The sequence below is a fragment of the Thermococcus coalescens genome, assembly GCF_055392585.1.
In genome coordinates this window covers 2,101,971-2,121,846 of record NZ_AP043764.1, presented here as the reverse complement: position 1 = coordinate 2,121,846, position 19,876 = coordinate 2,101,971, and the positions used below count along the sequence as shown (strand labels likewise).

The 19,876-nt window shown below is 54.9% G+C and carries 23 protein-coding genes and 3 pseudogenes; 14 read left to right on the top strand and 12 right to left on the bottom strand.

Going from position 1 to position 19,876, the window contains the following annotated elements; all coding sequences use genetic code 11:
- Positions 1-4: 4 nt before the first annotated feature.
- The 5 genes from ACZ5M3_RS11785 to ACZ5M3_RS11765 form a co-directional block, all read right to left on the bottom strand.
- Complete coding sequence (locus ACZ5M3_RS11785; protein ID WP_464839701.1) at positions 5-1,330, bottom strand: RuvB-like helicase; 1,326 nt, start codon at positions 1,328-1,330, stop codon at positions 5-7.
- Positions 1,331-1,485: 155 nt separating this feature from the next.
- A complete protein-coding gene (locus ACZ5M3_RS11780; RefSeq protein ID WP_464839700.1) occupies positions 1,486-1,926 on the bottom strand; it encodes a hypothetical protein in 441 nt (146 codons plus the stop codon).
- 9 nt (positions 1,927-1,935) lie between these two features.
- Positions 1,936-2,697: a 7-carboxy-7-deazaguanine synthase QueE gene (locus tag ACZ5M3_RS11775; protein ID WP_464840957.1), complete on the bottom strand. Its 762-nt coding sequence runs from the start codon at positions 2,695-2,697 to the stop codon at positions 1,936-1,938.
- Positions 2,698-2,702: 5 nt separating this feature from the next.
- Positions 2,703-2,963: a hypothetical protein gene (locus tag ACZ5M3_RS11770; protein WP_464839699.1), complete on the bottom strand. Its 261-nt coding sequence runs from the start codon at positions 2,961-2,963 to the stop codon at positions 2,703-2,705.
- A 62-nt stretch (positions 2,964-3,025) separates the two neighbouring features.
- Positions 3,026-3,526 (bottom strand): hypothetical protein, encoded by a 501-nt coding sequence (locus ACZ5M3_RS11765; protein WP_464840956.1) that lies wholly within the window; start codon positions 3,524-3,526, stop codon positions 3,026-3,028.
- Between the two features lie 357 nt (positions 3,527-3,883).
- On the opposite strand from ACZ5M3_RS11765, the gene ACZ5M3_RS11760 reads away from it, so the two are divergent.
- The 9 genes from ACZ5M3_RS11760 (at position 3,884) to ACZ5M3_RS11720 (ending at position 9,127) form a co-directional block, all read left to right on the top strand.
- Complete coding sequence (locus ACZ5M3_RS11760) at positions 3,884-4,144, top strand: 50S ribosomal protein L37ae (RefSeq protein ID WP_014012168.1); 261 nt, start codon at positions 3,884-3,886, stop codon at positions 4,142-4,144.
- A 32-nt stretch (positions 4,145-4,176) separates the two neighbouring features.
- A complete protein-coding gene (locus tag ACZ5M3_RS11755; protein WP_297439146.1) occupies positions 4,177-4,326 on the top strand; it encodes a DNA-directed RNA polymerase subunit P in 150 nt (49 codons plus the stop codon).
- A gap of 52 nt (positions 4,327-4,378) precedes the next feature.
- Positions 4,379-5,020, top strand: a complete 642-nt coding sequence (locus ACZ5M3_RS11750; protein WP_464840955.1) for a ribosomal biogenesis protein — start codon at positions 4,379-4,381, stop codon at positions 5,018-5,020.
- Positions 4,963-5,241, top strand: a complete 279-nt coding sequence (gene pcc1 / locus ACZ5M3_RS11745) for a KEOPS complex subunit Pcc1 (RefSeq protein WP_464839698.1) — start codon at positions 4,963-4,965, stop codon at positions 5,239-5,241. Before ACZ5M3_RS11750 ends, pcc1 begins: the two co-directional genes overlap by 58 nt.
- 63 nt (positions 5,242-5,304) lie before the next feature.
- Complete coding sequence (locus ACZ5M3_RS11740) at positions 5,305-5,655, top strand: prefoldin subunit beta (RefSeq protein WP_464839697.1); 351 nt, start codon at positions 5,305-5,307, stop codon at positions 5,653-5,655.
- 32 nt (positions 5,656-5,687) lie between these two features.
- Entirely contained in the window at positions 5,688-6,008 is a 321-nt protein-coding gene (locus ACZ5M3_RS11735; protein WP_464839696.1) for a DUF3194 domain-containing protein, read from the top strand.
- Positions 5,998-6,981 carry a DHH family phosphoesterase gene (locus tag ACZ5M3_RS11730; RefSeq protein ID WP_464839695.1) on the top strand — a complete coding sequence of 328 codons (984 nt, stop codon included), beginning with the start codon at positions 5,998-6,000 and terminating at the stop codon, positions 6,979-6,981. Before ACZ5M3_RS11735 ends, ACZ5M3_RS11730 begins: the two co-directional genes overlap by 11 nt.
- A 1-nt stretch (position 6,982) precedes the next feature.
- Positions 6,983-7,309: a hypothetical protein gene (locus ACZ5M3_RS11725; protein WP_464840954.1), complete on the top strand. Its 327-nt coding sequence runs from the start codon at positions 6,983-6,985 to the stop codon at positions 7,307-7,309.
- Between the two features lie 1,092 nt (positions 7,310-8,401).
- Positions 8,402-9,127 carry a tRNA-binding protein gene (locus ACZ5M3_RS11720; protein WP_464839694.1) on the top strand — a complete coding sequence of 242 codons (726 nt, stop codon included), beginning with the start codon at positions 8,402-8,404 and terminating at the stop codon, positions 9,125-9,127.
- Between the two features lie 5 nt (positions 9,128-9,132).
- Here ACZ5M3_RS11720 and ACZ5M3_RS11715 read toward each other — a convergent pair whose 3' ends face one another.
- Entirely contained in the window at positions 9,133-9,969 is an 837-nt protein-coding gene (locus tag ACZ5M3_RS11715) for an aldo/keto reductase (protein ID WP_464839693.1), read from the bottom strand.
- Between the two features lie 94 nt (positions 9,970-10,063).
- On the opposite strand from ACZ5M3_RS11715, the gene ACZ5M3_RS11710 reads away from it, so the two are divergent.
- Positions 10,064-10,669, top strand: coding sequence for an MBL fold metallo-hydrolase (locus tag ACZ5M3_RS11710; RefSeq protein ID WP_464839692.1), 606 nt, complete (start codon positions 10,064-10,066; stop codon positions 10,667-10,669).
- 132 nt (positions 10,670-10,801) lie between these two features.
- Here the strand turns inward: ACZ5M3_RS11710 and ACZ5M3_RS11705 are convergent, their stop codons facing one another.
- Positions 10,802-12,037 (bottom strand): 2,3-bisphosphoglycerate-independent phosphoglycerate mutase, encoded by a 1,236-nt coding sequence (locus ACZ5M3_RS11705; protein WP_464840953.1) that lies wholly within the window; start codon positions 12,035-12,037, stop codon positions 10,802-10,804.
- A 119-nt stretch (positions 12,038-12,156) separates the two neighbouring features.
- Between ACZ5M3_RS11705 and ACZ5M3_RS11700 the strand changes: the two genes are divergently transcribed.
- Positions 12,157-12,663: an HIT family protein gene (locus tag ACZ5M3_RS11700; RefSeq protein WP_464839691.1), complete on the top strand. Its 507-nt coding sequence runs from the start codon at positions 12,157-12,159 to the stop codon at positions 12,661-12,663.
- On the opposite strand, the gene ACZ5M3_RS11695 is transcribed toward ACZ5M3_RS11700, so the two are convergent.
- The 5 genes and pseudogenes from ACZ5M3_RS11695 to ACZ5M3_RS11675 form a co-directional block, all read right to left on the bottom strand.
- Positions 12,650-13,345: a hypothetical protein gene (locus ACZ5M3_RS11695; RefSeq protein WP_464839690.1), complete on the bottom strand. Its 696-nt coding sequence runs from the start codon at positions 13,343-13,345 to the stop codon at positions 12,650-12,652. The genes ACZ5M3_RS11700 and ACZ5M3_RS11695 overlap by 14 nt on opposite strands.
- A 48-nt stretch (positions 13,346-13,393) precedes the next feature.
- A pseudogene (gene thyX / locus ACZ5M3_RS11690) lies at positions 13,394-13,831 on the bottom strand (FAD-dependent thymidylate synthase); the annotation flags it as partial.
- Positions 13,832-14,038: 207 nt separating this feature from the next.
- Positions 14,039-14,446 (bottom strand): annotated as a pseudogene (locus ACZ5M3_RS11685) (LAGLIDADG family homing endonuclease); the annotation flags it as partial.
- Positions 14,447-14,725: 279 nt separating this feature from the next.
- Positions 14,726-15,043 (bottom strand): annotated as a pseudogene (locus ACZ5M3_RS11680) (FAD-dependent thymidylate synthase); the annotation flags it as partial.
- A gap of 218 nt (positions 15,044-15,261) precedes the next feature.
- Positions 15,262-15,786, bottom strand: coding sequence for a DUF996 domain-containing protein (locus tag ACZ5M3_RS11675; protein ID WP_464839689.1), 525 nt, complete (start codon positions 15,784-15,786; stop codon positions 15,262-15,264).
- Between the two features lie 235 nt (positions 15,787-16,021).
- Here ACZ5M3_RS11675 and argF point away from each other — a divergent pair, with 235 nt between their 5' ends.
- From argF to ACZ5M3_RS11660, 3 genes are all read left to right on the top strand, one after another.
- Positions 16,022-16,969 (top strand): ornithine carbamoyltransferase, encoded by a 948-nt coding sequence (argF, locus tag ACZ5M3_RS11670; protein WP_464840952.1) that lies wholly within the window; start codon positions 16,022-16,024, stop codon positions 16,967-16,969.
- Between the two features lie 120 nt (positions 16,970-17,089).
- On the top strand, positions 17,090-18,451 hold the full coding sequence (locus ACZ5M3_RS11665) for an ATP-binding protein (protein WP_464839688.1): 1,362 nt from the start codon (positions 17,090-17,092) through the stop codon (positions 18,449-18,451).
- 2 nt (positions 18,452-18,453) lie between these two features.
- A complete protein-coding gene (locus tag ACZ5M3_RS11660; RefSeq protein ID WP_464839687.1) occupies positions 18,454-19,863 on the top strand; it encodes an ATP-binding protein in 1,410 nt (469 codons plus the stop codon).
- Positions 19,864-19,876 lie beyond the last annotated feature (13 nt).

Here is a 19,876-nt window from a genome sequence, read left to right as displayed (position 1 = left end):
GGCATCACTTCAGCATGCCCTCAAGCTCCTCCACGAACTCCATGCTCCTCCTGAGGTCGGCGAAGTACTCCTTCGCCCTCTCGATGTGCTCCTTCTCCACCGTGCCACCCTTTGCCAGAACGCTGGCCGGAGCAAGGAGCTGAACCGCGTAGCGCAGGCTGGTCTTCTCTCCGAGCTCCGCGAGGTATTCTATCGCCTCCTCGCTAACGTCGATCTTCTCCTCCTTTGCGCGTATCTTGACTATCTCCCTTATCTCCTCCTTCCTGTAGGGCTCGGTGTTGATTATGAGCAGCCTGTCGAGCATATCGATGGGTATTCCGTGCGGGGCTTCGAGGTCGGTGCCCCTTATCTTCGTCCTTCCGCGGTTGGTGGCCAGGATGAGAATCGGCGCAAGCTCGCTCTCCATCGCCCTCGCCAGGAAGGAGAAGGCCTCGATGTCGAGCATGTGGACCTCGTCGATGAAGAGGACCCCCGGCACGAGGCTGGCCTTTCCTTCCTCGATCCACTTTTTGACGGTCTCATCAACGCGCTGCCTTATCTCGTCGCTTATCTCCGCCCCGGTGCTGAAGAGCAGGCCGAAGATGTTGCCGCGGGCGTTGGCAACGTCGAGGTCGTGGAGGGTAACGGTGTAGGTGAACTCCTTGATCTTGAGAACCGGGCCGCTGGGGAGGTTCACCCTGCGCTTGAAGAACAGCCCCTCTTCCTCCTTGGTCGTGCCTATCTTGGAAATCCTTCCGGTCTCGGCGTCGATCTGTATGACGTCGCCCTCCTCAACGCCCATCTCAAGCAGCTGGTAGGCTATCTCCCTGCCGGCCCTGATGGTCTTCTCATCGTCCTTGGTGCGGAGGGTTATGATGACGCTCTCCGGGATCTCAACGTAGGGGTTGAAGGGGTGCCTCGTCCTGTTGATTTTGATCTCCCGTATCTCGCCCTCGTAGACCTTCCTCTCCTCACTTATTCTAACCCCTATCGCCCGCCTCAAAGCCTCCTTGAGGAACTCGGTCTTCTTTATCTCGGCCGAATAAATCTCGCTCCCCGCTATCTGGACGAAGGGGACGTCCTCGCCGAGCTCCCTCGCTATGCCCATAGCTATTGCTGTCTTGCCGCTGCCGGTCGGGCCGACGAGGAGGATTCCCTTCCCCGCGAGCTTGCCGCGCTTGATCAGCTCCACCGCTATTCCGGCCGCTTCCCTCGCCTTGACCTGACCCACCATGCCGTCGGCCATGAAGAGCGCCTTTCCGTTCTCGTCAAGTCCAAGGCCCTTGATGTGGGAGTGACTTCCAATCCTCTCGAAGCTCCTCGGTGCGGTCACTTCCTCTATCACTGGCATGACACCACCCCCCAACCTTTAATCTTTCCAGGGGTTACTAAAAGAGAGGGGATTTAAAAATTTGACGGAGGCTCAGGCCGTCGATCCCGGGCATCAATCACCCCAAAGGCCAATGTCATCATCGCCGTACTCCCTTCGGGGAATACCTTAAAAGCTCACCTGTATCTCAGCCAGAAGTACAGAGACGCCACCCCCACAACGATGGAAACCGCGAGAAGGAAAGCACCGACGAACCTGGCCACGTATGAGCTTTCTCCAAGGGCCAGCCACCCCATTAGCAGCCCCGCCGGAACCAGGAGCAAAACCGATTTCTCGGAGTTCCAGAGGAAAGCCGCCCCAATAAACCCGCCCGCGAGAAGGTAAAGCGGATTACCGTAGTTCAGGAACAGCAGTACGGGGAGGAGAACGCCGAGAACGAGGTAGGCCTCTCCAGAACGCTTGGAAGGTTTCGAGCGGTTGATCAGGTAAACTCCGGAAAAGAGGGCCATGAACGCCGCTATGAGGAGCACGAGAGAAAGCCCTTCGCTGGAGCTCTGGAAATACGCAGAGAGGCCAACGAAGACGAGGGAGAGCGCAATAAGCGCTTTGCCCTTCACACTCCCACCTCAGAGCACGTTGAGGTACTTGTGCACCTGGAAGCTCAGGCCGACGTTCCTCCTGCCCATAATCCTCGCCGCCTCGCGGTAGAACTCCATGAGCTTCTCCTGTGAAATGTCCATCGGTTCCCTTGGCTGGATGACGAGCGGTGCCAATCCTTTCAGTAGCTCCGCGTACCAGCGGACGTTCTCAAGTTTAGTCTCCCCGGTGACGACGAGCTTGGCGTAGGTCTTTGCGCCGGACTCCTTCAGGATTCTTATGCTCTCCACCTCGCGGAGGACGAGGGCCTTCCAGTTGTCGGTTGCCCTCGCGGTCTCGTCCTTTATGTCGACGCTCGCGTAGTCCGTCAGGGAGGCGACCTCTTTAATAAGCTCCGGAAGGCCACCGTGGGTTTCAAGGAAGTTGTCGAAGCCCAGCTCCTTCATGCGTTCCATGAGGGTCTTGAGACCATTCACCTGGAGCGTCGGCTCGCCGCCCGTGTAGCTTATCGAGTGTATATCCCCGGTGTCAAGCCTCAAAACTGCATCCACTACCTCGTCAACGCTCGCTGGGTTCGGTCTGTACTCAAACTTTCCGGTGAATGGCTCAACCTCGTATCTCCAGCGGGAAACCCGGGAGGCGTCTATGTACTCCCTTGAATCGCACCAGACACAGTTCAGGTCGCAGCCCGCGAACCTGACAAAAATTTGCCTCCTGCCAAAGGCGCTTCCCTCAACACTTCCCCCTTCCCCCTGCCAGCCGTTGAAGACCTCGGCCATTATGAGCTTCATCGCTCTCACAGCTCCGCCACATCGATTCCCCTAACCTTCTCGCTCACAAAACCTTCGAGTATCTCGACCTTAACGCTCCTCTCTTCCCCGGTCATGTCGGCCATGAGCTGGACTGCCCTCGCGTAGTCCCAGAGCCTTCTCTTTGCCTCGGCGGTAATGCTTTCGGCCATCACTATGAGCTCCTTCTCTTCAGGATGGCCCGACATCCACTCAACCACCTTCCTCGCGTCCTCCTCTGTAAAGAGGCCCTTCTTCTTGAAGAGCACGCTCCCACCCCCGTCCAAGTGATTATGTGATCACATAATTACCGAATCCAGTAATTAGACAATCAAATGTACCTCATGAGAAGCTCGACCGCCTCCTCAAATACTTCCCTGTCCCTTCCTTCGAGGACGCTCTCAAGGTAGTGAAGGCTGGCGATGTCGATGATTATGTAGGCGGTGTTCCTGTCCAGGCCGAGGTCGTAGGCCTCGTAGTAGACCATCTCTCTCCCGAGGGCCTCATTGAGCATTTCCACGAAGTAGGCGATGTCCTCAACGCGGAGCTCGTCCCACTTGCTCTCCATCTCGTCGAAGTAGCGCTCCATAGTCCTGAGCGTTTCCAGATCGACCTTCAGCGTGCCCTCGAAGTAGGGGAACTCGCCGACGCGGAATATCTTAACGCCCTCCTCGTCCTGGATTCCGATGTAGTCCCACAGCAGGACGCCACCAATCGGGTTGTGGCCGTACTTGCTCGCCAGGTAGGAAAAGCGCTCCATAGCAGCGCTCATGTCGTCGAGGAACTCCTCCTCATCGTGAAAGTGGATTATCTTGCTCACCGTTCCAGCCATCTTCTGCACCATTATGGGGTTGGGTCAAGGGTTATAAGGCTTTGCGAGTAAAGCTAAACGCCCGACGAGTATTGGGTTGCGATGACGTCGGGACCCCCAGGGGGGCGACAGTTTAAATGCCCCCCTTACAAACTTTGCTTCAGTTCAAATCCATTCTACCTAGATAACCTTGGCGGAATCCCGAACTTTTTATTGAGCTACTCCCAGTGCTCCTCAATGAGACCTCGCCGCAAATTTTCCGCGAAAGGTTTATTAGGAACAAGCTCACCCGATGTCCGGAGTTATGCAAAGGTTTATAAAACGTCTCCGGAAACACTCTCCAGTCGTGAAAATCGCTGATAATTAGGGGTGATGCTCATGGGAAGGACTACTAAGGTCGGTTCAGCCGGAAGGTACGGTCCAAGGTACGGTCTCAAGATTAGAAGAAGGGTAGCGGCCGTTGAGGCCAAGATGAAGCAGAAGCACGTCTGCCCGGTCTGTGGAAGGAAGGCCGTCAGGAGGATAAGCACCGGCATATGGCAGTGCCAGAAGTGCGGTGCCACCTTCGCCGGCGGTGCCTACCTTCCGACCACCCCGGCAGGAAAGGTCGCCAAGCGCGTCACGGCCTCCAAGGCCTGACCCTTTCCTTTGCTTAGTTTAGGGTGATGACCATGGTGATGGGTGTTTACCGCTGTGCAAAGTGCGGGAAGGAGGTCGAACTCGACCTCGAGAACACAAGGGAAGTCCGCTGCCCCTACTGCGGCAGCAAAATACTCTACAAGCCCAGGCCAAGGGTGGCCCGGCGCGTAAAGGCGATCTGATTCTTTCGTTTCGAAAGCCTTTTATCGCTTAAACGAATTTTGAGTGAGGGCTATGATGCTGATAACGACTTCCCACAGACCCACGAGGAGGACGAGGAGCTTCGGCCACGACCTGGAGAAGGTGTTCCCCAACTCACTCTACCTGACCAGGGGAAAGAAGACCATCCAGGATCTGCTCATGGAGGCCTACGACCGGAACTACGAGAGGCTCTTGATAGTCAACGTCTGGAAGGGCAACCCGCTCAAAATGACCTTCATCAAGGTCGATCCTGAGGACTGGGGCTACCTCGGCTACCTGTACCTCCACGGAATAAAGCTCCAGCGTGAGATTGGTTTTAGGGACATAAGGCCCATACGCGAGGAAATGCCCCTCGTCGTGACGACGGCTAAACGCGTCGGCCTTGACCACGTTGCGTTCGCCCAGGTCTTTGCCGAGCTGACGGGTGGAAGGTTCGTTCCGAGAGGGGAGCGCTCGCTCCTCGGGATAGCCGACAGATACAACACCGACGTGCTGAGCGTCATCGAGAGGCACCCGCGCGGAATGGCGGTGAACTTCTACCGCCTGGACGTTACGAGAGAGAGGGCCGTTGGCCCGCTAATAAGCGTCAAGATCTGGATAATGGAGGACGGGCGGAGATGGGACTACAAAGAGGCGGCGTGGCTGAAGAAAAAACCTGGCCAATCGAAGGAGTGATAGAAATCTCTTTTCCCGATGAGGAGACTGCGAGGATAATCTATGAGAGCGTCCTCTACGAGCACGAGAGCGTGCCCTACCGGAGGAGCAGGATAGAGTTCCTCCGCGAGGGAAACAGGGTGATAATCAGGTTCCTCGCCCGGGATAACTCCGCCCTGAGGGGGACGCTGAACTCCTATCTGAGATGGATTAAGGTTGCTATGGACTCGCTTGAGGTTTAGCCTAAACTATTTAAAGCCCGCCCCTTATTCTAACCCGGCATTACGATTACGGAGGTGTTGGTTATGCAGAACATTCCGCCCCAGGTTCAGGCCATGCTCGGCCAGCTTGAGAACTATCAACAGCAGCTCCAGCTCGTCATCCAGCAGAAGCAGAAGGTTCAGCTTGAGCTCACCGAGGCAAAGAAGGCCATGGAGGAACTTGAGAAGGTCGAGGAGGGCACGACCATATACAAGACCGTCGGCACGCTCATCGTCAAGACCGACAAGGCGAAAGCAGTCGAGGAGCTCAAGGAGAAGGTCGAGACCCTGGAGGTTCGCCTGAACGCCCTTGAGAGACAGGAGAAGAAGCTCAACGAGAAGCTCAAGGAGCTCACCGCCAAGATACAGTCCGCCCTCAGGCCCGCCGCGGGCTGACCTCTTCTCTTTCATTCTGTGGAGGGATAGCGATGGACAATGGAGTCAGCGGAAAAGGGGTTATCAACATCGGTCTGCCAGAACTGAGCGAAGAGCAGCTCATAGAGATCGGTGAGCTTGCGCAGGAGACGATAATCAAGCACGTCTTCGACGTCCTCAACAGGAGTGACGTTAAGGACATAGAGGTTACCATGAGGATAAACCGCAACGAGACCCTCGACCTTGAGGTTGAGGTGTACCTTGAGGTTCCCGTTTTCGTGAAGGTGGACGTTGAGGGGCTTATCGACGAAGCCTTGGAGAAGGCCTACGAGGCCGTGGAGAGAAGGCTGAGGGAGATTGCCAATGAAGGGTAGGCTAAAGCTTAAACGCTTCCTTGAGAGGTCAGGGAGCAAATCGTACCTCCTCCTCTGCCACCACAACGCAGACCCCGATTCCCTAGGTTCTGCGATAGCCTTCGCCCTCTACCTGAAATCAATCGGCGTTGAAAGAGTGAGAATAGGTGTCGCCGAGAGCGTCTCCTCCTACGCCAAAAGACTGCTCACGTTCTCACCCGTCCCGCTCGAAAAGGACCCCTCCGTTAGGGAAGATGTAGTTGTAATCTTTGATACCTCATCCCCCGAGCAGCTCGAACCCATCGAGATTCCGCGCGGTAAGACCGTTATCGTCATTGACCACCATGCCGAGAAGGAAAAGCCCATCAGGGCAGATATAGCCATCATCGATTCATCGCGCACCTCGACGGCCGAGATAGTCTGGGAGCTGTTCAAATACCTCGGTTTCTACGACGAGAGAGCAGTTAAAGCCCTCCTGGCAGGTATAGTCACTGACACGGCAAACTTCCGCTTTGCGAACGCAAAGACCTTCAAGGCCGTAAGCGAGATGCTGGAGCGTTTTCCGGTTCAGATGGGTGAGATTTTCCAGCTCATTGCCCCTGTGAGCGACGAGAACATAGACCAGGCGAAGCGCATGGCCATCCTCAAGGCCTGCCAGAGAATGGAGATAAGGAAGTTCAGAAAGTACGTAATAGCCGTCTCCAAGGTTTCGGCCTACGAATCCCTCGCCTGCAAGACCTTCCTGAACCTCGGCGCCGATATAGCGGTTGTGGGAAGCGAGAAGAAGGGCGTGAGAATTTCGGCCAGGGCAAAGGAGGGGCTCGTGAGGAAAGGCCTGCACCTCGGTAAGATCATGGAGAAGGTCGGGCCGGTCATAGATGGCTCTGGTGGCGGCCACGCCGGTGCCGCCGGGGCTAACGGAAAGAAAAACCTTGATGAAGCCGTTAAACTTATCCTGAAGGAGATTGAGAAGTTTTTGAGGGGGGTTGGTTAAGGTGGCAAAGTGCCCGCTCTGTGGAAAGCCCCTCGACTGGGGGGAGCTCATCGAGCAGATGCTCAGCCTGGAAGACGCGGGGGAGGTTCTCAGGGACAGGGAAAGGTTCATGGAGGCCTTTGAGGGTTTTGTATTCAAATGTCCTCACTGCGACGAGGAGTTCTATGGAAGGAATCTGCCCTTGAAGGAAGCTGAAAAGGTCTTCGCCCTGCTCAACGAGTTCAAGGGCTCAATAGACTGGGAGAACCGGAAGGTTCGCCTCAGGCTCAACAGCCTCTTGGCGCTCGACACGATGCTCGAGCAGTGGGACAAGAAGGTCAAGGGTTAGCGATAGCCTTTTTTACTTTCGCTCCCTATTCCCGGCGGTTGGTGGTTCTCGTGGAGGCCGTGGAGCTTTACCTTTCAAAGGGGGATTACAAGAACGCCCTGAGAAACGCGCTGGCGATAGAGGACGAGATACGGCGGCTGGTGGCACTCACCGAGGTGCTGACGGCCTTCCCGAGGGACGAGGTTTTGAGCCACATGCTGGAGACGCTCGAATCTGTAAGCGGAACGCCGGAGAGAGCTTTAGCATATTCCATCCTCGGAAGAGCGCTGTACACTCTCAACCGGGACAGGGACGCCGAGGCATACTTTGAAAACGCCATAGAGATTGCGAGGAGCATAGACTCTCCAAGGGTGAGGGGGGAGGTTCTGGCGGGGATAGCGAGGAACCTCGTTCTCTCAGACCGCTATAAAGACGGCCTGGGAATGTTCAGAGAGGCCGTGGAGCTCCTCCAGGCCTCGCGAGGGCTCTCCTCGGCGGCAACGTCATCGCTGATAAAGGTCGCCCGGCTGATTGAGAAGAGCGCCGACGAGATACCCAACGAGACGGCCCTTGAGTTCTACGGTCTGGCCCGAGACGTTTACGCCTCGATATTCTTCAAACTCCAGGCAAAGCACATCGAAGATAAAGTGGAGCTTATCAGGGACGTTCTGAAGAGGGGCAAAACGGCGGTGGAGGAGCTCCTTGAGAAGGGGGAGGTCGAGCCCGCGATTTCAATGATGCGTTTCCTCCCGCTGGAGGGGAGGGCGATAACAATGCTTGAGCTTGCCTACTGGCTATATCTCCACGAGCAGCCGAGGCTCGGCAGGAGGGTCTTCGACGACGCCCTTGAGATAGTCTTAGTCGGCAAGTTCAGGCCGACCGACAGAGAGCTGGAGGGGATAGCGAGGCGCTTCCTTCGCATAGGCTTCCTGGAGGAGCCGCTTATCCTTGCCGGCGTTGTCAGGGACGATAAGATCGCATCGGAGCTCCTCGGAGAGGTGGCCCTGGCATACGCCCGCTGGGGTGATAAAGCCAGGGCCCGTTCAATAGCCGAGGGAATAAGGGACGAAAGCGTTAAGAACCGCGTTTTGGAGGCACTGGAGGGTGAGAGGTATGTGGGATACGAGCAAGGATTACCGCTTACTGGTGGCGGAGAAGAGCGTGGAGCTGTTCCTGAAGACGGTGGAGCACGCGAAGTTCAAGGGGAAGTGGAACAAGAAGGGAGCGATTCAGCTGGCGAAGGAGATGATTCCGGAACTGCAGGCGATGAGGTACAGCTACGTGGAGCCGAAGGAGCTGATTGACACCCCGCAGATGAAAGCTCTAAGGGAAAAGGCCAGTGGGATAATAGAGGCCCTTGGCGGTGAGGACTGGCACCACAAGTTCCTCAGCCTGGCCGATAAGAGCGAGCGCGAGAAGGTCGAGGAACAAGTCGCTAAGGTTCGCTTTTTCCTGAACACGATACTCGGCCTTGATAAACGCTTAGCCCTCGGGAAGATAAACGACCCGGTCATAGCGGTGGACATCAGGGTCGGGGAAGTCATGAGCGTCGGAAAGCACCCGAACGCCGACCGCTTGCTCGTCACCAACGTGAATATCGGCGACAGGGCAATAACGGTTGTTACCAACGACCTTACCGTGAAGGAGGGCAACCGCGTTGCAGTCGCTTTGCTCCCGCCGGCAAACTTCAGGGGGATAGTGAGCGAGGGCATGTTCCTCGGAGCCGGCGAAGGAGTTCTCAAGGACGTAAAGGGTGAAATCGGCGGTCTGCCGAAGGGGATTCCGCTCGAGGCCTTTAACGAGACGAGGAATTTGGTTGAGGCGTTTCTGAAGGGGTAGACGGTTCAAACACAGTCCCTCGCTTTTTCCCTATCCTCCTTTGAAAGCCTCCAGCCCATGGCACCGAAGTTCTCCTCAATGTGGGCTTTGCTTCCGGCCTTGGGTATGGCCACGACGTTCTCCTCCCAGATGAGATAGTTCAAGGCCACCTGGGCCGCGGTTTTGCCGTAGGGTCTTCCAATCTCGGCCAGGCAGGGGTTTCTCGCGAGGGAGCCCTTTTCGAGGGGGGTGTATGCCATTAAAGCGATTCTCTCGCGCTTCATGTAATCGAGAAGCCCGCTCGTTTCAGGCCACCTATCCTTGAGGGAGTACTTCACCTGGTTGGCTACTATCTCGTACTTCCGCATGGCCTCCTGAGAGCGCTTGAGAAGCTCAAGGTCGAAGTTGCTCACGCCGATGTAGCGAATCAGCCCTTCATCAACAAGCTCTTCGAGGGCGTGAAGTGTCTCTTTTATCCTTCCAAAGTCGTCAACCGGCCAGTGGAGCAGGTAGAGGTCTATATATGTGCCGAGCCTCCTTGCGCTCGCCCGCGCGGCCTTCTTTGCGCTTTCGTACCCGAAGTGTGTGGGCCATACCTTGCTGACGATGAAAATCTCCTCGCGCTCGAAGCCTTTTATCGCCTCACCTACGAGCTCCTCGCTGTGGCCGGCACCGTAGAACTCGGCCGTATCTATGAGGTTTATCCCGAGCTCAAGGCCGTGGCGCAGGGCTGCGATGCTCTCCCCATCGCGCGAGTAGTCCGGGCTCTCCTTTCCACCTATGCCCCACGTGCCCATTCCGATGGCGGTAATCCTCTCATCACCCATCCTCTTGAGGTCATCAAAAACCGGGACATGCTTCATACCATCACCTAAAACGACTTTCGAATCCCACCTTAATAAGTTTATCCGAAAACGATTTTAGGGTTAAGATGAAAACCTGAATGAGGTGAGCTTTATGCATGAGGAGGTTTTTCCGGGAGTCTACCGGATATTCGACACCTTCGTCAATATCTACCTCGTTGACAGAGGAGACCATCTTGTGGCCGTTGATACCGGCATAGAGACGACCTGCGGGAAAATACTAGATGCCGTCGGGGAGATTGGAAAGCCCCTAAAGGCGATAATCCTCACTCATGGCCACCTCGACCACACAGGCTCACTGAAGTGCCTTAGGGAGAGGACAGAAGCCGTCATAGCCGCCCACAGGGACGAGGTAGAGGGCATAGCAGAGAAGATCGGGATTGAGCCGGACGTAAAACTCCAGGACGGGGAGGTATTCGAGGGCTTTAAGGTTCTTCACAAGCCGGGCCACACGAGGGGAAGCATATGCCTCCTCGACGAGGGAACGAAGAGCCTCTTCGTCGGTGACCTGGTTGTAGAACGCAACGGAAGGCTCGAAGAGGTGCCTCAGCAGTACTCCCTCGACCCGGAGATGAATAGGAAAAGAATAGCGGAGCTCCTTGAGGTGGACTTCGAGAACCTCCTGCCCGCCCATGGAGAGCCCCTGCTGGGAAACGGGAAGGAGAAAGTTGAGGAGCTTGTGAAGAGGCTTGGTCTTTGAACGGATTCAGGCTTCTTGGGCTTCTTCCTGATTCCCTTGGTGTTCCTCCGCGTCTCCCAAACAACACCCGCACATACACACTGGGAGAACCAGAATAGCCTAAAACAATTAAGAGGAGAGCCAAAAGCTCGTTTAGGCCCCAAACTTCTCGCTCCTGTTCATGAGGTCCATCATTATCGGCACGATGTCGTGGCCCTTTATCCTTCCGAGGCCGCCGCGCATGCACTCGCGCTCGCCGAAGCTCTCGGTGTGATCCGCCCTGACACCTCCGCCGGCTATGAGCACCGGAACCGGGTCGCCGCTGTGGTTCATCACTTCGCAGGGCGTCGAGTGGTCGCCGGTTATGGCAATAACGAGGTCTTCAAGGTCAATGTTGTCAACTATGTAGCCTATCATCCTGTCCGCTTTTTCAATCATCTCCGCCTTGAGCCTCGGGTTGTTGTCGTGGCCAGCGGCATCTGTCGGCTTGAAGTGCAGGAAGACGAAGTCGTATTCCTTGAGGAGCTCCACGACCTTCCTCGCCTTGGCCATCTCGTCGGTGTTGTACTCGCCGGTGGCTCCGTCGGGGGTGTATATGTCGAAGCCTATCGCCCTGGCGACGCCCTTAACGAGGGAAACCGCAACAACCGCCCCCGCTTTCACCTTCCACTGCTCGGTGAACTTCATCGGTATGTCAGGGTACGTCCCGGCGCCCCTCACGAGGAGGTAGTTGGCCACGGGCTTACCTGCCTTCCTGCGCTCCTCATTGACTGGATGCCTTTCGAGAACCTCATGTGCCTGCCTGACGAAATCGTTGAGTATCTCGGCAACGCGCCTGCTCTCCTCGTCCTCCCAGGTGAACTCGTGGGGCGGCTTTCCGGCCTCGTGGGGGTCGTTCTCGCCGACGCGGTAGCCTTTGGCCATGCCTTTGAGGACGAGAACAGCCCTGTGGCCGGTCGCACCGACGAAGATGAAGTCCACCGGAAGCTTCACCTCCTCTTGAATGGCCTTCGCCAGCTCGTGTGCCTCCTCCGTGCTTATCCTCCCTGCCCGCCTGTCGGTTATGATGCCGTTCTCCAGCGTGGCAAAGTTCACCCTGAAGGCAAGGTCGTCCCTGTCGAGGTCAAGGCCGACACCGACCGCTTCCAGGAACCCCCTCCCGCGGTAGACCTTGTAGGGGTCGTAGCCAAAGATGCTGAGATGCGCTGTGTCGCTTCCGGCCGGCTGGCCGGGCTTTATCGGATCCTGCTGGCCCAGCATTCCCCATCTTGCGAGCCCGTCCATGTTGGGAGTGTTTGCGTACTCAAGAGGGGTTTTTCCGCCGAACTCCTTTATCGGCCTGTCTCCGAGACCATCAAGGATTATGAGAAGTCCCTTTCTCTTCTTCATGTCTACCACCTGGAGTGAGTAGCGGCCTGGAGTTAAAAGCTTTGTTGGACGGGTGTGAGTGTTGGGCCTTTCAAAAAAGCTTTTAACCCTTCCCCCTTTCTCCCACTGGAGGTGAGGGAATGAAAATACTGTGGGCACCGTGGCGCATCGAGTACATACGCTCACCAAAGCACGACGGCTGCATATTCTGCGACTTCCCCAGAGAGAACCGCGATAAGGAGAGGCTCATCCTCTACCGTGGGAAGCACAGCTTCGTAATAATGAACAACTACCCCTACAACCCCGGCCACGTCATGATAGCCCCTTACCGGCACGTGGGGAAGTGGGAAGACCTGAACGACGAGGAGCTTTTGGAGATAATGAAGCTTTCCCAGCTCGTGATAAAGGCCTTGAAGAAGACGATAAACCCCCACGGCTTCAACATGGGTGTGAACCTCGGCCGCGTTGCCGGCGCCGGAATAGACGACCACGTTCACCTCCACATAGTTCCGCGCTGGAACGGTGACACCAACTTCATGCCTGTAATAGCGGACACCAAGGTCATCCCCGAGTCCCTTGAGGAGGCATATGATGAACTCAAAGCGGCCATAGATGAAATAGTGGAAGGAACCTCTAAATCCTCCTGACCTTTATCTTAAACGTATCGTCCAAGGAGAGGCCCTCAAAGAGTTCAGGACCTATCTCCAGCACCGGGAGGTCCGCCTCAACCACCGTTTCTTTGTTGAGCGGATCACTCACCGTGAGCCTAACGAGCCTGCCTTCCCTGACGGTCACAGAGAGCCTGACGCCCTTCTCAGACACCCCACTGAGAACGAAGTCCTCGCCCCTGAGCTCCCAGGCTATCCTCTTTATGAGGGCCGGGGCGCTTTCGGGGATAACGTGGTGAACAACGCCCTCATCGGACTCCAGCTCCAGCACCGGGCAGGTCGCTTGAGCACTGCAGAAGTCCCGGATAGCCTCCGCTATTCCCCTGGCGAAGTTCTCCAGGGGCTTGCCCATGAGAAGCTCGCCGAATCCAGACCAGCTGGCGGTCACCCTAAGCCCGTTTCCTTCCATCTCAAAGGTTACCGTAAGCACGCCCTTCTCCCCGGTAAATGTGTACACTGCACCGTTCTTTCTGAAGCCCAGGGCCAGCTTGAACTCATAGCCAAAGTCAAAGATGAACCTGGGGACTCTGAATCTAACAGTATCATCTTGTAAGCTTTCGAAGTAAGGGAAGAACGGGAGGGTCTTTTTAGGTTCACTGAGAATCACCTGGAGGCTCTCCCAGGAATGGGGCAGTTCCACCTCACAGCTTCTGATTTTCATGGTTACTCACCGAGAATTTGTGAGAAAAAGCTATGTAAAAAAAGTTTCTTAAACCGTCGGTTTGGAACCCGTCAGGGCCCTCCACTTCTCCCGCGTCCTCTTCCAGCAGCCGGGGGGCATGAGCTCTCCCTCGGGGCAGTAGCCGAGGTGGATGCAACGCGGCCCGAGTTTTGCCCACCCTATCACCGGCCTCAGCTCCTCGTTCTTGGCAATCTCTTCCAGCATCTTCCAGGCAACTTCCCTTATCTCCCACTGCGCCCTTTCGCACGCCCTCAGGCCTAGGAAGTGCTTCAGCTCGCGGAGATTCATCGTAACGACAAGCTTTGTTCTGACTGCCTGGGGAAGGATGAAGCGCGCGTCCTCCTTTGGAACCCCTGCTTGAACAGACTTTATGTAAATCTCCCGTGCATCCCTCATCAAATCATACCATTGATACGCCAAAAACGGGTCTTCCAGAATGCTCCCGGGTATGGTGAACTCATATTCTTCGAGCTTTTTCCTTATAGTGTTTCCAATTTTTTCCCTTAACTCCGGGATAACGGCGAGGACTTTGAGTATGTTTGCCCTTCTGACGAGGAGCGGGTCTGCCCTCACATAGAGGAGCCTTAATAGTTCTTCGGATTTTCTGCTTTTGCCGTACCTGAGATATCCAATCTCCCGACCTTCATAGTATTTCAGTGTCCCTTCTGGAAGTCCAAGCTCACTTAACATGAACATCACGTCTTCCAGAGCCCTTTTGCTTGAGCTGACAAAAGTGACTTCCGCCCTCTGGAAGGAACCATCTTTGAAGACAACTTTAATGTAACCATCTCCATCGAGGTATCCCCTGAGGAAATCGGGCCAGAGCTTCTGTGGGACCCCTTCAATAACCCTTTCAAAACTCAAGATTTTTGCCTTTCTCCCCGAGACACCCCATTTTTTAAGGTCCTCGATGAGTTTTCTGTTTCCAACCCATATCCTGAGCGTATCCCGTCCCTTTTGGGTTCTGATTTTTATTCCCCTTCCAATGCGCTCCGCAATTTCAATGAGCAGGGTTTTTTCGAGGTTTTTCTGATCTATAACAAGGGCATTTCTTTGCTCGTTGATGCTTCCATCCGCCATTATAAAACCCAAGATATACGCCTTATCGGGAGTGTCTATGGTTTCAAAGAAGTGCTCGTTCACAATCCGACCGTTGTACGCCTCCCCTGCCTTTCGGGGAGTAACTCCATGGGCCTTGAGTATTGACAACACCGAAGTGGGGTGAAGACCCACTATTTTTCCTATTTGCCACGTTGATAGGCCATCTTCTAGGTACCATCTTACTATTTCCTTCTCCTGGTTTATGGTGAGTTTGCAGTGTGGATTCCTTTTCTCCCCCTTCGGTTCCGGAAGTTTGTGTTCCCTGATCTCTGCCGAAGAAACAAACTGGTACCTCTGGCTCTGCTGGGTGTAACTGGCCAATCTATGCCTGACTAGCTGGTGACTACAAACGCGGGAACATCCCTCAATCGCAAATGTGAGCGTCGCGTGCTCCAGGATGGACTCGTGCCCGTAGCCGAGAACCCTGGGGAGGTGCATCTCGACGTCCTTTTGACCCATACGCTCGAAGGCTTCCGTCTCCCATTCATCCCAGTAGCTTATCAATGCTGCCCATGTGACGGTTTCCAAGGGCTTTTTTGTATAATTGACAAGGGTAACCTTGATTCCATCCCCCATACATGCCACCAGAGATAGAAGAGGGATGAGTTTATTAGATTTACCGAGGGATTAAAGAAGGCTGTTTGAAGGGCAAAATACCCCGACGCTCACTCGGCCGAATCTTCTTCAATAGACGCTTTATCAGCTCCAGAATTTTTAAAGCTTTTCATAAGCCCGCCGGTTCGGGATACTAGTTTTGTATTAAAAGACTAAAAGAACAGAGACCAGCGTTCCAATCAGGAAACCGGTACTGGCTCCTCCGCGGACTGGGAGATCTCATCGGGCAGGGAGAAAAAGGCCACTATCTCAAGGATTGCCGCTATAACTATGAGCAGCATGCCAATCATGACTATCATCAGTATCGCGCCCACCAGGTACAGCAGTGCCGTCGTGTGGAACAGACCGACGCCCGTCTCCTCTGAAATCATGTCATAGCTCTGTTTCATGAACCAGACACCGGCTATCATCAGGATCGCGGCTATTATGCCCCCTGCCCCCAGCACTCCAAGGCCAATCACGGGAGATTCTCTCATCCCCATCCCGAGTATCGATCCCCAGACTGTTCCCACCCAAACGAGGGTGGCTATTATGCTGAGTATCGCCGCCCAGAGGTATTTGCTGAATATCTCATCCCTGCCGGTAGCTTCTGCGATGTTCTTCACCGCGAAGAGTTTCAGGATGAAGCCAATGAAGCCAAGCCCTACCACAGTAAGTATGGCTCCTATGCCACCCAACATCTTCGCGTTCTTAAGGTCTGCCATCCGAACCACCTCAACGTTAATAAAAGCTCTAATCTTATAAAAGGGTTTCCACTTACACCAATAAAATCTCGGACACATTTCCATCCGAACTGCATTGATGGATGTATATATGCTCCAATGCCCATTACATTTGGAAAGCTCCCGAGCGTTAGTGCTCAAAAGATTTCAGCCGGGAGCAGATTTATCCGACGAAAGGGTTATTAAAAGGGAGCGCCAGCATTAAACGGTGATGCACATGGTGGTTAGCCTTGCAGGAAGGGACGTTCTCTGCCTTCAGGACTTCACGAGGGAGGAGATTGAAACTATTCTCAAAACCGCCGAAATGATGAAGATATGGAACAAGATAGGCAAGCCGCACCGCGTTCTTGAGGGTAAAACTCTGGCCATGATCTTCCAGAAGCCCTCTACCAGGACGAGGATTTCCTTCGAGGTCGGAATCTACCAGCTCGGCGGCTACGGTCTCTACCTCAACGCTCAGGACCTACAGCTCAGGCGCGGTGAGACCATCGCCGATACCGCCCGCGTCCTCAGCAGGTACGTCGACGGAATAATGGCCCGCGTCTATGCTCACAAGGACGTTGAAGACCTCGCCAAGTACGCGAGCGTCCCGGTCATAAACGGCCTCTCCGACTTCTCCCACCCGTGCCAGGCTTTGGCGGACTACCAGACCATACTTGAGAAGAAGGGCAGGGTTCAGGGACTCAAAGTCGTCTACGTCGGTGACGGAAACAACGTCGCCCACTCACTCATGATTGCAGGAACCAAGCTCGGAGCCAACGTCGTCGTCGCCACGCCGGAGGGCTACGAGCCGGACAAGAAGGTCATCAAGTGGGCCGAGCAGAACGCGGCTGAGAGCGGCGGCTCGTTTGAGCTCCTCCACGATCCGGTCAAGGCCGTCAAGGACGCGGACGTCATCTACACCGACGTCTGGGCGAGCATGGGACAGGAGGCCGAGGCCGAGGAGAGGAGGAAGATATTCCAGCCGTTCCAGGTGAACAGGGAGCTCGTCAAGCACGCAAAGCCCGATTACATCTTCATGCACTGCCTCCCGGCCCACAGGGGCGAGGAGGTAACGGACGACGTCGTTGACAGCCCGAACAGCGTCGTCTTCGACGAGGCCGAGAACAGGCTCCACGCCCAGAAGGCAGTTATGGCCCTCGTCATGGGCGGGATTAAGGTTTGAAGTTTTTGATTTCCCCTTTTACTGTACTTTTTTGGCCTTTAAATTATCTGTTGCCCCTGTTTTGATTCAAAGCGAAATGCTTTAATATGATAATTCAAATTATCATAACGGTGATTATCATTGTCTCGCTTTGTAGACAGACGGGAGGAGCTGGCCTCCCTCAGAAAGTACCTCGAGGGGAAAGGGTTTGAGATGGTTATCATCTACGGCAGGAGGAGAGTCGGGAAAACGAGACTCGTGCTTGAGGCTGTTAGGGGAATTCCCCACGTGTACTATCTAGCGGTCGAGGGGGAGAACCTGCGGCACTTCAGGGAGACTGCCGAAAGGGTATCTCCAGAAGTCAGGTACGCCCGGGAAGACTGGGAGGGGATCCTTCACGCCCTCAGGGGAAGGGTCATCGTCATAGACGAGTTCCCCAACCTCATAAAGGAAAACCCTGGAATCCTCCCCCTGTTCCAGCGGATAATTGATACCGATCTCTCGAATTCAAACACTAAGCTCATCCTCCTCGGCTCTTCGGTGAGCATGATGACGGAGAAAGTCCTCAGCTACAAGAGTCCCCTCTACGGCAGAAGAACAGGATCGCTCAAGCTGAAGCCGATGAGGTTCTTTGCACTGAGGGAGTTCTTTCCCGATGCGAGCTGGAAGGAGCTGGTTGAGATATACGGCCTCACCGACGGGATACCCTTCTACATAAACCGCGCCAGGCTTCCGTTCTGGGGGTGGCTGAAAAAAGAGCTCTCCAGCCCGGTGAGCTTTTTCAGGGACGAGGTGGACTTCCTCCTCCGCTACGAGTTCACTGAGGTTGGCACCTACAAAAGGATACTTGAGGCGATAGCAAGGGGAAAAACAACGCCGAGGGAAATCAGGGACTTTTCCGGAATGAGGCACTCCGACCTGAGTCCATACCTCAGAAACCTCATAGAGACGGGCTTTGTTGTGCGGGAAGTTCCCATAACGGAAAGGGAAAGCTCGAAAAAGGGGAGGTATTATTTAGCCGATAACTTCTTAGCGTTCTGGTTCCGCTTTATCTACCCCAACCTCTCGGCAATTGAGGAGGGAACCTTTGATGTGGGGTTAATCCAGAAGGACTACCCCCACTACCTCGGCACCGTTTTTGAGAAGGTTTCCCGTGAGTTCTTCCTAAAGCTGAACAAAGGCAAAAAGCTTCCGTTCCGCTTCACCAAAATCGGCCGCTGGTGGCACAGGGGTGAGGAGATTGACCTCCTGGCTCTCAACGAGCAGGAGAGAAAGGCACTCTTCGTTGAAGTGAAGTGGAAGGATCTGAATGAGGGGAAAGCTAAAAGTGTTTTGAAGGATCTGGAGAGGAAGGCGGAGCTCGTTGGTCTGGACGACTGGGAAAAGTACTATGGGCTTGTGGCGAAGAGTGTTGAGGGGAAGGAAGAGTTGAGAAAAGAGGGCTGGCTTATCTTTGACCTGGGGGATTTCGAAAGGCTTATAACTCATGAAACCTACTCATGAGTATGATACTCGCGAGTAAGTTCGTTGACAGGAAGGCTGAGCTGAACTTCCTCAGGGAACGCTACCGCTCCGAAAAGGCCGAGCTGATAATCCTCTACGGGCGGAGGGGGATAGGAAAGACCTACCTCCTACGGAGGTTCCTTGAGGAAACCGGGGGCATCTACCTTCTCGCGGAAGAGAACGAGACCAACCTGGAGGACTTCTCCTTGAGACTCTCGGAGTACTTCAACGACCCCTTCCTCAGAGAGAACCCGATGCGGAGCTGGGGGGCCTTCTTCACTTACCTCGCCGGGAAGAGCGGGGAAAGGCGCGTGGTGGTAATCGATGAGTTCCAATACCTCGCCAGGGCAGATAAGGGCTTCCTAAGTACGCTCCAGAAGTACTGGGATCTATATCTGGCCAACACAAAGATAATGCTCGTTCTCTGCGGCTCCCTCGTCTCCTTCATGGAGGGGATTCTCTCGGCGAAGTCACCGATCTACGGGAGGAGAACCGGGGCGTGGAAGGTGAACGAGATAGGATTCTTTGACCTCCTCGAATTCCATCCGGTGGATATTGAGACCGCCCTCAAAGTTTATGCCGTCTTTGGGGGCGTTCCCCAGTACTGGGCCGACTACGATCCTGCGAGGGACTTCTGGGACAATCTAAGAACCCTGATCCTCTCGAAGGGAGCGAAGTACTACGACGAGCCCAAATACCTCCTGAAGGAGGAGCTGAGGGACGTCTCAAGGTATTTCTCGATTCTCAGGGCAATAGCTCTTGGCTACACCCGTTTCGGCCAGATATCGGATAAGGCGAGGGTGGAGACGAAGAGCCTCGGCAAGTACCTCAACGTCCTTGAGGAGATGGGCTACGTTGCCGAGGAGAGGCCGGTCGTGGGAAGGGGCAGGGGGGTGTACAGGATAAGTGACGCCCTCTTCAACTTCTGGTTCCGCTTCGTCTTTCCCCGGAGGGACGAGATAGAGATGGGCTTCGACGTGGTTGGGGAAATAAGGGATGAGTTCAACGACTACCTCGGCTTCGCCTTTGAAAAGGTTGCAAGGGAGTTTTTGATCGAGCTGAACAAAGGCAAAAAGCTTCCCTTCCGTTTTACAAAAATTGGCCGCTGGTGGCACAGAGGCGAGGAGATTGATATAGTGGCTTTGAATGAAAGGGAAAAGAAGGCCCTCTTCTTTGAGGTCAAGTGGAAAAACCTTAGCGGAAGGGAGGCGAGGGGGATTTTGAAAGACCTGGAAAGAAAAGCCGAGCTCGTTGGACTGGAGGAGTGGGAGAAAAGCTACGGATTGATAGCGAAGAAGATCGGGGAGAAAGAAGAGCTTAGGGCTGAAGGCTACCTAGTCTTTGACCTGCGGGACTTCGAGAAGCTGGGGGCAGGAAGTAAAGAAGAATCAACGGGCGCCCCAGCGGAATGATGTTGGCAAATTA

Bases quoted from the DNA above. Each gene is read 5' to 3' on its own strand.
- ACZ5M3_RS11755 (WP_297439146.1), top strand. From the start codon at position 4,177: ATGGTGATGGGTGTTTACCGCTGTGCAAAGTGCGGGAAGGAGGTCGAA.
- ACZ5M3_RS11730 (WP_464839695.1), top strand. From the start codon at position 5,998: ATGAAGGGTAGGCTAAAGCTTAAACGCTTCCTTGAGAGGTCAGGGAGC.
- ACZ5M3_RS11785 (WP_464839701.1), bottom strand. From the start codon at position 1,330: ATGCCAGTGATAGAGGAAGTGACCGCACCGAGGAGCTTCGAGAGGATT.
- ACZ5M3_RS11735 (WP_464839696.1), top strand. From the start codon at position 5,688: ATGGACAATGGAGTCAGCGGAAAAGGGGTTATCAACATCGGTCTGCCA.
- ACZ5M3_RS11675 (WP_464839689.1), bottom strand. From the start codon at position 15,786: ATGGCAGACCTTAAGAACGCGAAGATGTTGGGTGGCATAGGAGCCATA.
- ACZ5M3_RS11750 (WP_464840955.1), top strand. From the start codon at position 4,379: ATGATGCTGATAACGACTTCCCACAGACCCACGAGGAGGACGAGGAGC.
- argF (WP_464840952.1), top strand. From the start codon at position 16,022: ATGGTGGTTAGCCTTGCAGGAAGGGACGTTCTCTGCCTTCAGGACTTC.
- ACZ5M3_RS11660 (WP_464839687.1), top strand. From the start codon at position 18,454: ATGATACTCGCGAGTAAGTTCGTTGACAGGAAGGCTGAGCTGAACTTC.
- ACZ5M3_RS11740 (WP_464839697.1), top strand. From the start codon at position 5,305: ATGCAGAACATTCCGCCCCAGGTTCAGGCCATGCTCGGCCAGCTTGAG.
- ACZ5M3_RS11710 (WP_464839692.1), top strand. From the start codon at position 10,064: ATGCATGAGGAGGTTTTTCCGGGAGTCTACCGGATATTCGACACCTTC.
- ACZ5M3_RS11775 (WP_464840957.1), bottom strand. From the start codon at position 2,697: ATGAAGCTCATAATGGCCGAGGTCTTCAACGGCTGGCAGGGGGAAGGG.
- ACZ5M3_RS11760 (WP_014012168.1), top strand. From the start codon at position 3,884: ATGGGAAGGACTACTAAGGTCGGTTCAGCCGGAAGGTACGGTCCAAGG.
- ACZ5M3_RS11715 (WP_464839693.1), bottom strand. From the start codon at position 9,969: ATGAAGCATGTCCCGGTTTTTGATGACCTCAAGAGGATGGGTGATGAG.
- ACZ5M3_RS11705 (WP_464840953.1), bottom strand. From the start codon at position 12,037: ATGAAGAAGAGAAAGGGACTTCTCATAATCCTTGATGGTCTCGGAGAC.
- ACZ5M3_RS11720 (WP_464839694.1), top strand. From the start codon at position 8,402: ATGTGGGATACGAGCAAGGATTACCGCTTACTGGTGGCGGAGAAGAGC.
- ACZ5M3_RS11700 (WP_464839691.1), top strand. From the start codon at position 12,157: ATGAAAATACTGTGGGCACCGTGGCGCATCGAGTACATACGCTCACCA.
- ACZ5M3_RS11765 (WP_464840956.1), bottom strand. From the start codon at position 3,526: ATGGCTGGAACGGTGAGCAAGATAATCCACTTTCACGATGAGGAGGAG.
- ACZ5M3_RS11695 (WP_464839690.1), bottom strand. From the start codon at position 13,345: ATGAAAATCAGAAGCTGTGAGGTGGAACTGCCCCATTCCTGGGAGAGC.
- pcc1 (WP_464839698.1), top strand. From the start codon at position 4,963: ATGGGACTACAAAGAGGCGGCGTGGCTGAAGAAAAAACCTGGCCAATC.